The sequence below is a fragment of the Armatimonas rosea genome (genome assembly GCF_014202505.1).
In the GTDB taxonomy this organism is placed as follows: Bacteria; Armatimonadota; Armatimonadia; order Armatimonadales; family Armatimonadaceae; genus Armatimonas; species Armatimonas rosea.
In genome coordinates this window covers 35,458-49,435 of the sequence record NZ_JACHGW010000011.1, presented here as the reverse complement: position 1 = coordinate 49,435, position 13,978 = coordinate 35,458, and the positions used below count along the sequence as shown (strand labels likewise).

The window sequence follows — 13,978 nt, the reverse complement described above, 5'->3', positions numbered from 1 at the left end:
GGTATCTGTCCAGCCATCCGTCCCAAGGGACTCCTGGCATCACGTTTCCTCACCCGGCCTGAAGGCCGGGGTTTCCACGCGCCTTTTCGATGAATTACCCGTCTTGCCGAAAGGAGCGTCCCGAGGACGCAATGAGGCCCTTGGTTTATCACGTCCTCGGGACGCTCTCAAGCCTCTGCCGGGTAATTCATTGCCCGCAGACTACGCCAAAATATCTTTCACCACGCGGGCGGGTTCGACGCCACTTAGTTTAGCATCCAGACCCTGGAACTTGATAGAGAAGCGCTCGTGGTCGATGCCGAAGAGGTGGAGCATGGTGGCGTGGAGGTCATGGACCGTGACAACATTCTCCACAGACTTGTAGCCTAGCTCATCGGTGTTGCCATAGGTTGTCCCGCCCTTGATCCCGCCGCCGGCGAGGAAGATCGAGAAGGCGTTGATGTGGTGATCGCGCCCATCCCCCTGGCCCATCGGGGTGCGACCAAACTCCCCGCCCCAGATAATCAGCGTATCGTCGAGCATTCCGCGTTGTTTTAGATCCGTGATCAGCGCCCAGGTCGCGCGGTCGCACTCGGCGGCGGCCTGCGTGATCCCGTTTTTGACGCCCCCATGGTGGTCCCAGCCGCGGTGGTAGAGCTGGATAAAGCGCACGCCGCGCTCCGCCAAGCGCCGGGCGAGCAGGCAGTTGCTGGCAAATGTCCCATCGCCGGGCTTCTTGACCCCGTAGAGCTCGAGGGTAGCCTGGGTCTCCTTGGTCATGTCGGTCAGCTCTGGCACCGATGCCTGCATCTGAAACGCCAGCTCGTACTGCGCGATCCGCGTGGCGATCTCCGGGTCGGTCTTCTCGGCGGCGAGCATCCCATTGAGCCGCGCGATCTCCTCGACCACGAGGCGCTGCGTGCTCTGGCAGACCCCCTCCGGGCTCCCGACATAGTGCACGGCATCGCCGCGGGTCTGGAGCTGGACTCCCTGGAACTTGCTGGGCAGAAAACCCGACGACCACTGGCGCGCGGAGACCGGCTGCGCCCCGCCGCGTCCTTGCGATGTCAGCACGATAAATCCTGGTAGGTTCTTTGTACTCGCTCCCAGCCCATAGAGCACCCAGCTCCCCATGCTGGGGCGACTCTTGAGGATCGAGCCCGAGTTCATAAACGCATGTGCCGTGTCGTGGTTGATCTGCTCGGTCACCATCGACTTCACCACGCAGAGCTCATCGGCGAGGCTCCCGATCATCGGAAGCGCCGTGCTGAGCTCCAGGCCGCTCTTGCCGTAGCGCGTGAACTCGTGCTGCGGTCCAAAGGCCTTGAGCACCGCGTTCTGGAGCTGGGCAAGCTGCTGGCCCTTGGTAAACGACTCAGGGAAGGGCTGGCCGTGTAGCTCGCGGAGCTTGGGCTTCCAGTCTAGAGTTTCGAGGTGGCTCGGCCCACCCGCCATGCAGAGATGGATGACGCGCTTGATGCGCGGCGCAAAGTGCGGCAGCGTCCCCTTGCCCTCCGCAGCGCTCGCCTCGCGCCCCAGCAGCGCGCCGAGCGCAAGCCCACCTACTCCATAAGCCGACTGCTTCAAAAACGTGCGCCGGTTGACGCTTTGGACAAACTCTTCTTGATCGAACATAGCTTAGTACCTTGTGATGGTCTCGTGGAGATTTAAGACGACGCGGCAGACCGTGGCCCAGCTGGCAAGCTCGATGGCGTCCCCTGCGGGTGCGGGTGCATTACCAATGGTGAGCAGCTTCTTGGCATCGTCGGGGCGGGCGGCGTACTCCGCGCGGACCTTTGTCAAGAACGCTAGCAGGGATTTCTGCTCCTGGGGCTTGGGGGCGCGCGCCAGTGCCCGCTGGTAGATCTCCGCGAGCTTGCCGTCGTCGGTCTTGGCCTTCAGGCTTGCGGCAAAGACCCGCGCCGCCTCGACAAACTCTGGGTCGTTGAGGAGTGTCAAAGCCTGCTGGGGCGTGTTGGCATTGGTGCGGGTGCAGCCCGGCTCATCGCGGTTGGGCGCGTCGAAGCTGGCGAGCATCGGGTGTAAAAACGTCCGCTGCCAGTGCATATAGACCCCGCGCCGCCACTGCGAGCTGTTGGTATCGGCGATATAGTCCCGGTCGGGGAACTGCAGGGGCGCGTAGTACCCGGCGGGCTGGTAGGGCTTGGCGGGTGGTCCACCGAGGTCGGGGTTGAGCAGGCCCGCAATTGCCAGAGCGTTGTCGCGCACAAACTCCGCCTCTAGGCGCCGTGGGTTCTGCGACGCCCAGAGCTTGTTCTGCGGGTCCTTTGCCCGCTGTGCGGGGCTCATCACCGACGAGCGCCGGTAGGCCTCGCTCAGGACGAGCTGCTTGACGGCGCGCTTGATGTTCCAGTCGCGCTGGAAGTCCGCGGCGAGCCAGTCGAGGAGCTCGGGGTAGGTGGGGGCCTCGCCCTGTGCGCCTAGGTCCTCGATACTCGGGGAGAGCCCCACCCCAAAGAGCTGCTTCCAGAGCCGGTTGACAAAGACGCGGGCGGTCAGCGGGTTCTCCTTGGCCACCAGCCAGGCTGCCAGATCAAGCCGTGTCTGTGGTCCACCAGGCCCCGCCCCACGGGGGAGGAATTGGGGTGTTGCGGGGGGCGCAACAGGCGCGGTCTCGTCCTGCCAGTTCCCCCGCGGCACGACCCGCATCGTGAGCGGTGTCTTGGCGCGCTCGGTGACCATCACAGGGGTGCGGCCACTGCGCAGGCCCGTGAGCTCCAGCTCGATTGCCTTCGCCCGGGTAAAGGCCTCGGGGTCGGCTGCCGTGGCGAGTAGGTAGTCCTGGGGAGCGAGTGCCTTGTCCGGGAGGGTCAGGCTGTCGGGGTCGCGCGGCACCAGCGGCGATGTGCTCAGGCGCAGGCTCGCCAGATCGCACGCGGGCAGGGTCACCCGCAGGCTCTCTCCGTCGGCAAGCGTCAGCGGCTTGTCGAGGCGGTAGACCGCGGTCTGGGGCACGGTGGCCTGGGTATCGGAGAGCTTCCAGCCGCGCTGTACCCCGATCAGCGCGAAGGAGTTGCGGTAGATCGGAGCGAACGCACTCGCCGCGGCATGGCGCACGGCAACCAGCCGGGCCTTACCGTCCTTTCCCACCACCGCCAGGCTCAGGTTCACGGTCTCCGAGCGCACTCCCTTGCGGAACACGCTCCCCGCGACCGGGAAGAGCTCCAGCCGCACGCTCGCCACCGACCGCTGGCTCGGGCTAAGGGTCCGCACCACGTCTACGGGCTTTGCGCCGTTGGGGGAGAATGTCTCCGCACTCTCCCAGCCATCGGGGTTGGCCTGCACAAAGGCATTGAGCTGGGTTCTCCAGCTCTGGCTCACTAAAATGGGGGCTGCGAGCGCCTCTAGCTCCCGCTGCTTTCGGGCACGCTGGGTCATTAAGTACTTGCTCTCCACCGTAAGCTCGGGGAAGAACGGATAGTCGTTGTTGACCCCACGCAGGTCGGGGTTGGGCGTGTAGCCGTAGTCGGCGTAGACCCCCCACTGTTTGACGTCAGCGAAGTAGGCCGCCAGCGAGTAGAAGTCGCGCTGGGTAAAGGGGTCGTACTTGTGGTCGTGGCACTCCGCGCAGCCCGTGGTCAGCCCCATCCAGGCCATCCCGACCGTCCGCACCCGGTCCGTTGCGTACTTATGGAGGTACTCCTTGGGCTGGGCACCGCCCTCGCGGGTGACCATGTTCAGTCGGTTGAAGCAAGTCGCCGTGAGCTGGCTCGGTGTGGGGCTGGGCAACAAGTCCCCGGCGAGCTGCTCGCGTGTGAAGCGATCAAAGGGCATGTTGGCATTGAAGGCATCGATCACCCAGTCCCGGTAGGCCCAGGCGTTCATGTTCTGGTCGCCGTGGTAGCCCACCGTGTCGGCGTAGCGCACGGCGTCCAGCCAAGGAACCGCCATCCGCTCCCCGTAGTGCGGCGAGGCGAGCAGCTCCTCGACCAGCCGCGCGTAGGCATCGGGGCGGGTGTCTCGCACAAACGCCGCGACCCGCTCCGCCGTGGGAGGTAGCCCCGTGAGATCGAGCGAGACGCGCCGGATCAGAGTCGCACGGTCCGCAAGCGGCGCGGGGGTGAGCTGGGCCTTGGCGAGGCGTGCGCGGATAAGCCCATCGACACTCCCGCCTGCCGGAGCCGCGATGGGCTGGAACGACCAGTGGCCTTCGTAGACCGCCCCCTCCCCGATCCAGCGCATCAGGAGCTGCTTCTGGGCCGCGGTCAGGGTCTTGTGAAAGCTAGCTGGGGGCATCTGCAGATCGTCGCCGACGGGCTTTTGGATGCGCTGTACCAGCGCGCTGGCGAGGATATCCCCGGGAACCACCGCGCGGTTGGGCTGGTCGAGGCGCAGGCCGGCCTGGCGCTTGTTCTTATCCGGGCCATGACACGCAAAGCAGTTGTCCGAGAGAAGCGGGCGAATATCCCGGTTGAAGCGAACGGGCTCGGGCTTTGGCGGGACAGCGAGAGCGGCGAAACTCAGCAGGCTGACAAGGGCGATCGCTGCCAGCTTGCCGTGCAAGGGTGAGGTCATAGGGGTATTGTAGACGGCTCGCTCGGATGCGTCAATGCACTGGGCAATAAAAGCCTTGTCCGATCTGTGCACTTACGCTAGGATATGCCCATGCGCTCTTTGGCTCTACTCGCTCTCGCGGCGGCGGCGGGTTGCTCCCGCCCGGCGACGCGGCAAAACCTGCGGGTCTGGAGCATGTGGGGCGGCGACGAAGAAGAGGTCTTTCGCAAGACTCTCAATGCCTACGATCCTCAGCTGGAGAACCTGCCGTCGGTGAGCGACGATAAGACGATCCGGGCGCTGGTAGCCGGCGCTCCCCCCGATGTCTTCACGCTCAAGGACCCATCGGCGCTGGGCGCGCTGGCGGCCAACAACGCCCTGCTCCCCCTCGATAGCCTGTTCGCTGCCGCTGGTCTCAAGGACGACGACTTTACGCCCGGGTCGCTCTCCCAGTGCCGCTTTCGGGGCAAGCTCTACGCCATGCCGTACTTGCTCGACTGCATGGTACTGCTCTACAACAAGCGCCTCGTCCAGACCCCGCCCCGCACCCTGGAGGAGCTAGAGGAGCTCTGCAAGCGCCTCACCCAGCGCGATAGCACGGGCCGCCTGACCCGCATCGGGCTACGTCCCCCTGAGGCCCTGCACCTGCTCGGCGCGGCGGGCGGGCAGTTCTGGGACGAGCGCACAGAACGAGTCACCGCCGACCATCCCCGGAACGCGGCGGGGCTAGCGTGGTACAAGCGCCTGATGGATGCCCAGGGCGGCAACGAGGCGGTCGAGGCGTTCTCGGCAGGCTTTGCTGACGATATGGGCTCGAACAACCCGTTCTTCAAGGGCCTTGCCGCGATGGAGTTCTCCGGGCAGTGGAACGCCAACTGGGTCTATAGGTACACGCCCGGCGAGGAGATCGGGGTCGCGCCGCTACCGTTTCCCGCCAGCGCTCCCGAGCTGGAGGGGACTGCCTGGCTCGGGGGGAACCTCTTCTGTCTGCCGCGTGAGGGAAAGAAAACCGCGCAGGTCTGGGAGTTTCTCAAGTGGACCCAGACTCGCACCGGTCAGCTCCAGTTCGCCAGCACGATGCACGGTGTCCCCAACCAGCGCGCTATTTTGAAAGAGCCCCAGCTTCGCACCGGCGCTCCGTGGCGGCCACTCTTTGCCCGCTTCCTCGACCTCGCCGACAGCCCGCGGGCGTCGCACTTTCCCGTCTTGCCGGTCGCGGCCCTCTACCAGAGCGAGCTCACTGCCGCCTGCGATGCTGTCCGATACGGGAGAAAGTCCCCCCAAGACGCGCTCAAGACCGTGCAGGCCAAGGTCGCACGGGACCTGGAGAAGTACCGATGAGGACAACCTCTCCCCCCCAACCCCCTCCCCCGGACAGTCGTTCCTCCTTGGGGAAGGGGGAGTCCGAGGTGGCCGGGGATATAGCCCCTTTCCCACGCCCAGAGGGCACCCGGAACGAGCGCCCGGGAGAGGGGTTGGGGAGAGGTAAATCGGTGGGCGAGTCCCGCACGGCGCTCCTCTTTCTCGCCCCCTGGCTCCTCGGGCTGGTGCTCTTTACGGTCGGGCCGATCTTGGTGACCCTCTTTCTGAGCTTCACCGACTACCGAGTCCTCTCCCCACCACGCTGGGTGGGCCTCGACAACTACAAAGAGCTCTTCACCGACACCGAGACCTTCTGGCCATCGCTGGGCAACACGGCCTTTCTCTTTCTGGAGCTGCCGCTCTCGCTGGTGGTCGGGTTGGCGCTGGCGCTCCTGCTCAACCAGAAGCTCAAGGGCATGGCGCTCTTTCGGACAATTTTCTACCTGCCATCGCTCGTGCCGACTGTCGCCAGTGCGCTCCTCTGGCTCTGGCTCCTCAACCCCGAGCACGGCCTGATCAACGAGGCGCTCCGTGCACTCCACCTGCCTGCTCCAACCTGGCTGGCATCGCCGCTCTGGTCCAAGCCCGCGATCATCCTCATGGACCTCTGGGGGGTCGGGGGAAGCATGGTGATCTACCTGGCTGCGCTCCAAGGGGTGCCCCAAGACTACTACGAGGCAGCGGAGCTCGACGGGGCCAATGGCTGGCAGCGCCTCCGCCACATCACCCTGCCCTCGCTCTCGCCAGTGATCTTCTTCAACCTGATTCTAGGGGTGATCGGGACGTTTCAGTACTTCACCCAGACCTTCCTGATGACCAAGGGCGGGCCGGACAAATCGACCCTGTTCTATGCGCTCTCCCTCTACCAGAATGCCTTCGAGTTCTTCCGCATGGGCCTTGCCTGCGCGATGGCCTGGGTGCTCTTCGTCCTGACCATCGGGGCGACCTGGCTGGTCTTTAAGAGCTCCGCCCGCTGGGTCTACTACGAAGGAGAGAAAGGATGAGAGGTATTCGCTACGCGGTACTGGTCGCGCTCAGCCTGCTCTTTCTCGCGCCGTTCTTGTTTATGCTGAGCACCTCGCTCAAGACCCCCGAGAAGATCTTCACCGCGACCATGGAGTGGATCCCCAGCCCCGTGGTCTGGAAGAACTACCCCGATGCCATCGCGCGCTTCCCGTTCTGGCGCTATGTCGGCAACACACTGTTTATCTGTGCCCTGACCGTCCTCGGAACCGTGCTGTCGTCGTCGCTGGCCGCCTATGCCTTTGCGCGCCTGCGCTTCAAGGCCCGCGAGCCGCTGTTTTTCCTGATGCTGGCCACCATCATGCTCCCCGCTCAGGTGACTCTCCTCCCCACCTTCCTGCTCTTCCGTGCCCTCGGCTGGTCGGGCTCCTGGCTCCCGCTGATCGTCCCCGCGTTCTTTGGCAACCCGTTCTCGATCTTTCTGCTGCGCCAGTTCTTCCTCACGATCCCCCAGGAGCTCTCCGATGCCGCGCGCCTCGATGGTTGCACCGACTTTGGCATCTTCTGGCGCGTCCTGATCCCACTCGCACGGCCCGCACTGGCAACAGTCGCTCTCTTCGCCTTCCTCGGTGCCTGGACCGACTTCCAAGGCCCGCTGATCTACCTCCACGACGAGAGCCAGTACACGCTGGCACTCGGCTTGCAGTCGTTTCTCGGTCGCCACGAGAGCCAATGGAACCTGCTCATGGCCACCTCAACCGTCATCACCGTCCCCTTAATCATCGTCTTCCTGCTTGTCCAGAAGACCTTTGTCAAGGGAATTGTTCTCAGTGGATTGAAAGGATAGTCTTCGCAATGCTGTTTCCCCCGCCCGCCGCCATTGTCGCGCCCGCTGCTACCTACGGCCAGCTTCTCTCTCGCCAGTTCGACACGCTCCCCGCCGATGCTCCCAAAGCTCCCCCGCTGGACGGGGGCCGGGGGGCAGTCCAGATCGAGCTTCCCACGCAGTTCAAGCCGCACCAGCCGCAGATCGACGAAGACACGGAGGTGGTACAGACGATCTCCGATGGCAAGGGGCACTGGTACTTGGCGACCACGTTTGGGGTGATCGTGACCAACGGCAAAGACTGGTGGCAGCCGATCGACCACAAAGATGGCATGCCACAGATTCGCATGACCAGTATCGCGCTTGCCCCCAACGGCGATCTCTGGGGCGGGACGGGACGGGGTGCCTGGCGGCTCCGGGCGGGCAAGTTCCGCTACTTTGCCAGCCGCCGTTGGCTACCGAGCGACTCGGTCAAGCGGGTCTGGTGCGACACGAAGAGTCGCTGCTGGGTGGAGACCGACAAGGGGTTTGCCTGTCTGGAAGAGAAGCCGATGACACTCACGGAGAAGGCGGCGCACTTTGAGGACATCACGGCCAAGTACCACAACCGGCGCGGCTATATCTCCAACTGCAGCTACAAGGTAGCGGGAAAGCCGGAGCTGGGTACGTTTCATGAGGCGAGCGACAACGATGGCCTCTGGACTGCGGTCTATCTGGGGGCGGAGTGCCTGCGCTACGGCGCGACCAAGGACCCCGCGGCCAAGGCTCTGGCGCAGAAGTCGCTCCACGCCCTGCTGGAGCTGGAGCGCCTGACCGGGATCAAGGGCTTCCCCGCCCGCGCGACCGTCACCGACGACGAGCTCAAAGCGGGGGTCACGGGGCTCGATCCCAATGGCCGCGTGAATGCGCCGGGCGAGACGGCGCTGATCTGGTTCCGCTCGCCTGTCGATAAGAATGTCTGGGTGAAGGGGGATACGTCCAGCGACGAGATCGACGGGCACTATTTTGCCTGGTACCTCTACTCCGAGCACGTCGCGGATGCGGCAGAGAAGAAGCGGATCGCGGCGACCTGTAAGCGGGTCACCGACCACATCCTGGACCATGGCTACACCCTCTGTGACCACACGACCCGGCCGACCCGCTGGGGCCACTGGGAGCCCGCCCTCATGAACGATAGCCCCCGCTGGAAAGAGGAGCGCGGCCTCAACTCGCTGGAGATCCTCTCGCACCTGAAGGTGGCCTACCACCTGACCGGCGAGAAGCGCTACAACGATGCCTACGAGGACCTGATCAACAACCACCACTACTTGCTCAATGTCCTCAACTACCGCCGCAACAATCCCTGGTGGAAGCTCAACCACAGCGACGACGAGCTCGCGTACCTGGCGTACTACCCCCTGATGCTCCTGGAACGAGACCCCGCGCGTCGCCAGATCCTCGCCCAGAGCCTCGCCAAGACCTGGGAGCCGTCGCTGACCGAGCAGACCATCAAGGCCGAGGCGAGCCCCTTCTACAACTTCAGTTACGGCGCCCTCACCGGCAATCCCTGCGATGTGGAGAGCGCCCTGCTCACCCTCCAGGACTGGCCTCTGGAGCAGACCGAGTGGGCGATGGTCAATAGCACCCGCATGGATGTCACCCTGCGGATCGCGCCCGGCGGTGGCCGAAACCGGATGGAGACCGACCGGGTGCTCTCCCCCGCCGAGCGGCGCGTCTCCCGGTGGAACGCCTGCTACTGGGAGGCAGATAGCGGTGGCAATGGCACGGGCGCCGACGATCCCGGGGCGTGGCTCCTGGGCTACTGGCTCGGGGTCTACCACGGCTACCTGAAATAGCCTTCGCGGAATCCTTGCTACCTATCGTCTTATGGGGTAATGTCACAACCCTTTTGGAGAACTCAATCGATGAAAACACTTCTTCTCGCCAGTGCCCTCTTGCTGGCCCCCACCCTCGCCCACGCCCAGCAGGCCACCGAGGGAACCCGCGCCAAGGCCGAGCGTGAGGTCGCGGTTGCCGTGATCGTGCGCCAGCTCGCCCAGGACAGCGGCCAGAATGTCTTGGTGGACTCTAGCCTCGCGACGGTCAAGGCACCGGCGCTTGCCAAGCCTACCACTGCGGCGAACCTGGAGGAGCAGCTCGATGCCCTGCTCCGAAAGCTCCCCGAGGGTGCCGCGTGGGCCAAGCTCTACCTGCCCAAGCCGCAGGAAGGCAAGCGCTACGCCGCAGACAACCTCTCCCGCTATGCGCTGGCTCAAGCGAGCCTCTTTGGCGGAAAAGTGGGGACCTCGAAGCCGGGCATGGTCGAGGTGATGGGCCGTCTCATGACCCAGGCGGAGGCCAACCCTCTGATCCAGAAGCTCGACCTCCAGGCCTACTACATCCTCAGCAACCCGCAAAAGCCCATGATGGCCTTCGGCGCACCGGGAGCCGCGGGCGGGGCACCCTTTGGCGGTGCCAATATTACCGATCTCCTGATGAAGCAACTAGGGGTCACCGACCTGAAGAACATTCCCAGCGGTAACTACAAGGTCCAGCTCCCCGGCCCTGATGGCGTCCCGATGAACGCGGATGTCATGGTCAACAACGACGGCGGCAATACCAGTATCGCGGTCCGCATGAGCAAGTCCACGACGATCCCTCCGCAGTAGCTCCGTGGGCTAGAGCCGAAGTGTGACGCCCACGCTCAGTCCTCGATCCTGACGGCCCAGGCTTGTTGGGATCGGGGACACGCGGAACGCCAAGCGCTTTTCCGTCTGCCTACCCATGTAGTAACTCAGCCCCCCCACCGCAAGGTTGAGTGCCCCATTTGCATTCTCTTTTCCGAGAAGCATCAAGCCCCCGATCAGTATCTGAACACCCCCCGCTCCTTTTCCCAGCTCACTGCGCCACCGCCGGCTCGTGTTGGCGTGTCCAAACCAGCCATCGGGAGCCGCATTCAGCCCACTGGCAAGGACGCTAGGAATCGAGAACAACCCTGTGACGAGGGTTGCAGCCTCGCCGCTCCCCTCCTTTGGTAGCCGTGCCTGGGCTCCGAGACTACTAATCAGCAACAAAAACAGAACGAAGATGGGACGCATACACTTTCCTCTGGTGGAGTTGGACTCCTCTATACCCCACCAGACTTCAAAAGCAGGACACGTCCCCAGTAGAGCCAACATCAAACCTAGCGGGGGTGGTCCAACGCTTCCAGCTGCCGGGTCGCCTCCGCGACATCCACGCCGTATTTCGTCCAAGCGGCGGGCACGCGCTCCGTACTCCAGGAGTCTGGTGTCTCCTGGTACCAGACCATCGAGCTGGTATAGGCATGCGAGGCTTTATCATATCCCTGCTGTGCAGCCTTACGTAGCACCTCGCCATGAAGGTTTTCGTCGATGCAGCGGAACTCGACATCATAACGAAGCTGCGGGGGGCCATCAAGACGGAAGGCGATCGCCTCGTACTTCGTGCCATCAGGGGCGATGCGCTCGGGGACGATCTTGGTATCGACTCCCCAGTGCCCCCGAAACGGGAGATGAACCGTTGTATTTGCCTCGCGCTTTTGGTTATCGTAGAAAACGAACTGCCAGTCTTGGGTACGTGTCGAGCTATCCATCACACGCAGGACACCGTTTGCATCCGGTACAAGGGCATCGTCGGGGGTCTTTCCCGCAGAGTAGATCACCAAGATCTCACCGTGAGCGTTTTGGTGCACCGTGTAGATGGTCACCTTGCGCTTCCCCATGGGCATGCCATAGACCTCGCGGTGCCGGTGGAGAAGCCCCGTTTCCTGGTGGTGCGTGCGGTTGATGATAACTCCGCCGAGGACCATGGCAAGAGCAATTCCGGTAAAGATGCGTAGCTGCATAGGAGGGGCTATCCCTTTCGGTTTTTGAGGCAGTGTGCGGACACGCCGCCGGAGGTCATCGGAGGGTTCGGGGCTCTCGAAGCAGGCTTTGAGGCGCTCGCTCATGACATTGTCTCCGTTTCATCGTCGAGAAAATAGGCTCCCCCACGGGCGAGTGCACTCTGGCGTGCTCGCTGGAGCAGGGAGTTGGTGGCGGCGTGGGTCTTTCCCAGCACCTGGGCGATCTGGGCGACGGAGAGATCGTCGAGGTGCTGGAGCAGGAGCGCCTCCCGCTGGTCGGCGGCGAGGCTGTCCAAGATCCGCCAGAGCTGCCGCTGCCGCTCCTGCCCCAGCGCCACCGACTCGGGCGAGTGGTCTATTGCCAGCGGCTCCGGAGCAGTGTCCAGCGGCTCTGTCTTGCGGTACTTTTGCCGGCGTGCGTGGTTGATCAGCTCCCGACGGGCGATCCCCAGGAGCCAGAGATAGGGATCGGTGTCTTTCTTGAGCCGGTGCAGGCCACGGAGCGCCGCTTGAAAGGTCTGCGCCGTGAGATCGTCGGCATCTGCCTTCTCAGCAGGGCCGAGCCGTCGGTAGAGGTAGCGATAGACGAGGGTAAGATAGCACTCCGAGAGCTGCTCCAGGGTAAGAGCAGGCTCGTGTGTGCGGCGAAGTTGTGGAAGCACCCTCATCATCTCTTGCGTTCTCTGGTTCCTATCACGCACGAGCGCCAAAAAACTATCGGAGCCACAAGAATTTATTTTCGGCGGGCCGTCAGCAGGGTGGCAGCCGATACCAGGCAAGTAATAATCCCCGCGACCCAGGACTGAAAGAGAAAGGGGCCGGGCTCAAGAGTCGCGACTCGCTTCCCTGGCTTGAAAGAGTACCCTAGAGCCTTACTTACTTTAGACGCATTGAGAGCGGCAATCAGCCGATCCAGCGTTGCGCCGCCCGAGGCGGGAGTCGGCGCATACGTTTCCAGAACCTCCTCTCCTTCTTTTTCGGTGCTCAGGGGAGACAGAGACACCGCAGGGAGGCCGGCTCGTGTGGCGGTTTCACTCACGTAACCCCGTAGGAAATGAGACTCGGTGGAGAGGTAAGACTCGGTGGCGGGGTCATCGTGGAACAGGCCGGGCTTGGCTTGGAAGGCAACCGATTGGGTCACCAGATACTGCGGTTGCCAGGTTCCCCCTTGCCATTTCCCCGCTTGTACGCCAAGGACTAAGGCGACAATGGTACAGCCGATAACTCCTCCGGGTATCCATGGGGCAACAATGCGCAGGAGTGACAACAAGCCTCCCAGGAAAAAGCCCATGACGACGAAGGCAAGGAGGCGATTCCCCTTCACACTCCGCTCAACAACGGTCACCTTGGCAACGCTCTGTTTCCAGCGTCCTAGAATCGGCGTCGGGTTTTCGATGCACTCTAACCAGCTCGCCAGCGCTTCCTGAGCATACTCTTTATCGCTGGCATGGATACCAAAGGTCACCTGCCAGTGGGATGGCGCTGTCTCTCTATGAAGCTGAATATCTCCATCTGTGTCATCCTCAATGCGGCGTGCCTTCAGGAGTGGCTCCGCAAGCTCAGGAAAGATCTCGGGTGCCTGGGTGAAGGTCACGGAGGTCTCGGCATAGTACTCCTTGCTGGGCACCCCTTGGAGACAGACCAGCCCCACAACCAGTCCGAGCAGCGTTCCGACGATTGGTGCGGGAAGACGTACGAGTGATATCGTCGGCCGGATCATCGGTCGGCTTGGTCGGCTTGCCTGCATCCGCTGGTCCAAAGCGAGGCTGGGAGCCACTGCGTAGGTATCTCGGACGAGCCCAGCAAGCTGTGTCAGCGATTCCAGCCGCTCTTGGCACGCCGCGCAGTGTTCCACATGGCGCTGACAGCGCCAGGCGGACAGGCGTGGAAGGCGCGCCGTGGCAAGGCCAACAAGCTGCTCGTCGCGGAGGTGGTGTTTCATTGACTCTCTCCTTCGTCTGTGAGTAACGGGCGGAGCCGCCGGAGGGCCTCGGTGACGCGCCACTTGAGGGTCCCGCTGGGAACACCGAGCGCCTCCGCCGCCTCGCGGTAGGTTAGCCCCTGCCCCAGCACCAGTAAGACCGCGGTCTGTTGGTCGTCGGGAAGCTGCCCCAGCGCGGAGACAAGAGCGACTCGATCGGTAATGGCACGGTCCATGAGCACGACACTTGGGGGGTCCTCGGTGAGGGGTGTCGTTGCGGGCTTGGGCCGGCGGCGGCTGTCGCGCCACCGCCGCGCCGCGATTCCCACGAGCCAAGCACGGAACGGGACACGGCCGGAGAAGTTTTTTTGCCCCTTGAACGCGGCAAGAAATGTCTCCTGCGTAAGGTCTTCCGCCTCCGCGCGGTCGCCGTTCGTGAGGCGCAGAAGCACCCCGAGGACATCGCGCCCGTACCGCTCATACAGGCACGAAAAGGAAGGAACATCCTCGGGCGAGTGCTTCATGCTAGCAATAGAGTAGCAGTCCCTTGATTTTTGGTTGGGCCGAG

12 protein-coding genes are annotated in these 13,978 nt (G+C 63.5%); 5 read left to right on the top strand and 7 right to left on the bottom strand.

Annotation, left to right across the window (positions count from 1 at the left end; all coding sequences use genetic code 11):
* Positions 1 to 201: 201 nt before the first annotated feature.
* Together HNQ39_RS28945 and HNQ39_RS28940 are read right to left on the bottom strand one after the other, a co-directional pair.
* Positions 202 to 1,614 (bottom strand): DUF1501 domain-containing protein, encoded by a 1,413-nt coding sequence (locus HNQ39_RS28945; protein ID WP_184204096.1) that lies wholly within the window; start codon positions 1,612 to 1,614, stop codon positions 202 to 204.
* A 3-nt stretch (positions 1,615 to 1,617) separates the two neighbouring features.
* On the bottom strand, positions 1,618 to 4,515 hold the full coding sequence (locus HNQ39_RS28940) for a PSD1 and planctomycete cytochrome C domain-containing protein (RefSeq protein ID WP_184204095.1): 2,898 nt from the start codon (positions 4,513 to 4,515) through the stop codon (positions 1,618 to 1,620).
* A gap of 90 nt (positions 4,516 to 4,605) precedes the next feature.
* On the opposite strand from HNQ39_RS28940, the gene HNQ39_RS28935 reads away from it, so the two are divergent.
* The 5 genes from HNQ39_RS28935 (at position 4,606) to HNQ39_RS28915 (ending at position 10,293) form a co-directional block, all read left to right on the top strand.
* On the top strand, positions 4,606 to 5,835 hold the full coding sequence (locus HNQ39_RS28935; RefSeq protein WP_184204094.1) for an extracellular solute-binding protein: 1,230 nt from the start codon (positions 4,606 to 4,608) through the stop codon (positions 5,833 to 5,835).
* Positions 5,836 to 5,987: 152 nt separating this feature from the next.
* Positions 5,988 to 6,860 carry an ABC transporter permease subunit gene (locus tag HNQ39_RS30435; RefSeq protein WP_221290452.1) on the top strand — a complete coding sequence of 291 codons (873 nt, stop codon included), beginning with the start codon at positions 5,988 to 5,990 and terminating at the stop codon, positions 6,858 to 6,860.
* Positions 6,857 to 7,666 (top strand): carbohydrate ABC transporter permease, encoded by an 810-nt coding sequence (locus HNQ39_RS28925; protein WP_184204092.1) that lies wholly within the window; start codon positions 6,857 to 6,859, stop codon positions 7,664 to 7,666. The genes HNQ39_RS30435 and HNQ39_RS28925 overlap by 4 nt, the downstream gene beginning before the upstream one ends.
* An 8-nt stretch (positions 7,667 to 7,674) precedes the next feature.
* Positions 7,675 to 9,480: a hypothetical protein gene (locus tag HNQ39_RS28920; protein ID WP_184204091.1), complete on the top strand. Its 1,806-nt coding sequence runs from the start codon at positions 7,675 to 7,677 to the stop codon at positions 9,478 to 9,480.
* A 69-nt stretch (positions 9,481 to 9,549) separates the two neighbouring features.
* Complete coding sequence (locus HNQ39_RS28915; protein ID WP_184204090.1) at positions 9,550 to 10,293, top strand: hypothetical protein; 744 nt, start codon at positions 9,550 to 9,552, stop codon at positions 10,291 to 10,293.
* A gap of 9 nt (positions 10,294 to 10,302) precedes the next feature.
* On the opposite strand, the gene HNQ39_RS28910 is transcribed toward HNQ39_RS28915, so the two are convergent.
* From HNQ39_RS28910 to HNQ39_RS28890, 5 genes are all read right to left on the bottom strand, one after another.
* Positions 10,303 to 10,722: a hypothetical protein gene (locus tag HNQ39_RS28910; protein ID WP_184204089.1), complete on the bottom strand. Its 420-nt coding sequence runs from the start codon at positions 10,720 to 10,722 to the stop codon at positions 10,303 to 10,305.
* An 86-nt stretch (positions 10,723 to 10,808) separates the two neighbouring features.
* Positions 10,809 to 11,489, bottom strand: coding sequence for a hypothetical protein (locus tag HNQ39_RS28905; protein ID WP_184204088.1), 681 nt, complete (start codon positions 11,487 to 11,489; stop codon positions 10,809 to 10,811).
* A 101-nt stretch (positions 11,490 to 11,590) separates the two neighbouring features.
* Complete coding sequence (locus tag HNQ39_RS28900) at positions 11,591 to 12,151, bottom strand: sigma-70 family RNA polymerase sigma factor (protein WP_184204087.1); 561 nt, start codon at positions 12,149 to 12,151, stop codon at positions 11,591 to 11,593.
* Positions 12,152 to 12,222: 71 nt separating this feature from the next.
* Positions 12,223 to 13,431, bottom strand: coding sequence for an anti-sigma factor family protein (locus HNQ39_RS28895; protein ID WP_184204086.1), 1,209 nt, complete (start codon positions 13,429 to 13,431; stop codon positions 12,223 to 12,225).
* On the bottom strand, positions 13,428 to 13,934 hold the full coding sequence (locus HNQ39_RS28890; RefSeq protein WP_184204085.1) for an RNA polymerase sigma factor: 507 nt from the start codon (positions 13,932 to 13,934) through the stop codon (positions 13,428 to 13,430). The genes HNQ39_RS28895 and HNQ39_RS28890 overlap by 4 nt, the downstream gene beginning before the upstream one ends.
* Between the last annotated feature and the right edge of the window lie 44 nt (positions 13,935 to 13,978).

What these genes read in the sequence shown, in the direction of transcription:
- HNQ39_RS28945 (WP_184204096.1), bottom strand. Translation starts at nt 1,614, where the DNA reads ATGTTCGATCAAGAAGAGTTTGTCCAAAGCGTCAACCGGCGCACGTTT.
- HNQ39_RS28940 (WP_184204095.1), bottom strand. Translation starts at nt 4,515, where the DNA reads ATGACCTCACCCTTGCACGGCAAGCTGGCAGCGATCGCCCTTGTCAGC.
- HNQ39_RS28935 (WP_184204094.1), top strand. Translation starts at nt 4,606, where the DNA reads ATGCGCTCTTTGGCTCTACTCGCTCTCGCGGCGGCGGCGGGTTGCTCC.
- HNQ39_RS28925 (WP_184204092.1), top strand. Translation starts at nt 6,857, where the DNA reads ATGAGAGGTATTCGCTACGCGGTACTGGTCGCGCTCAGCCTGCTCTTT.
- HNQ39_RS28920 (WP_184204091.1), top strand. Translation starts at nt 7,675, where the DNA reads ATGCTGTTTCCCCCGCCCGCCGCCATTGTCGCGCCCGCTGCTACCTAC.
- HNQ39_RS28915 (WP_184204090.1), top strand. Translation starts at nt 9,550, where the DNA reads ATGAAAACACTTCTTCTCGCCAGTGCCCTCTTGCTGGCCCCCACCCTC.
- HNQ39_RS28910 (WP_184204089.1), bottom strand. Translation starts at nt 10,722, where the DNA reads ATGCGTCCCATCTTCGTTCTGTTTTTGTTGCTGATTAGTAGTCTCGGA.
- HNQ39_RS28905 (WP_184204088.1), bottom strand. Translation starts at nt 11,489, where the DNA reads ATGCAGCTACGCATCTTTACCGGAATTGCTCTTGCCATGGTCCTCGGC.
- HNQ39_RS28895 (WP_184204086.1), bottom strand. Translation starts at nt 13,431, where the DNA reads ATGAAACACCACCTCCGCGACGAGCAGCTTGTTGGCCTTGCCACGGCG.
- HNQ39_RS28890 (WP_184204085.1), bottom strand. Translation starts at nt 13,934, where the DNA reads ATGAAGCACTCGCCCGAGGATGTTCCTTCCTTTTCGTGCCTGTATGAG.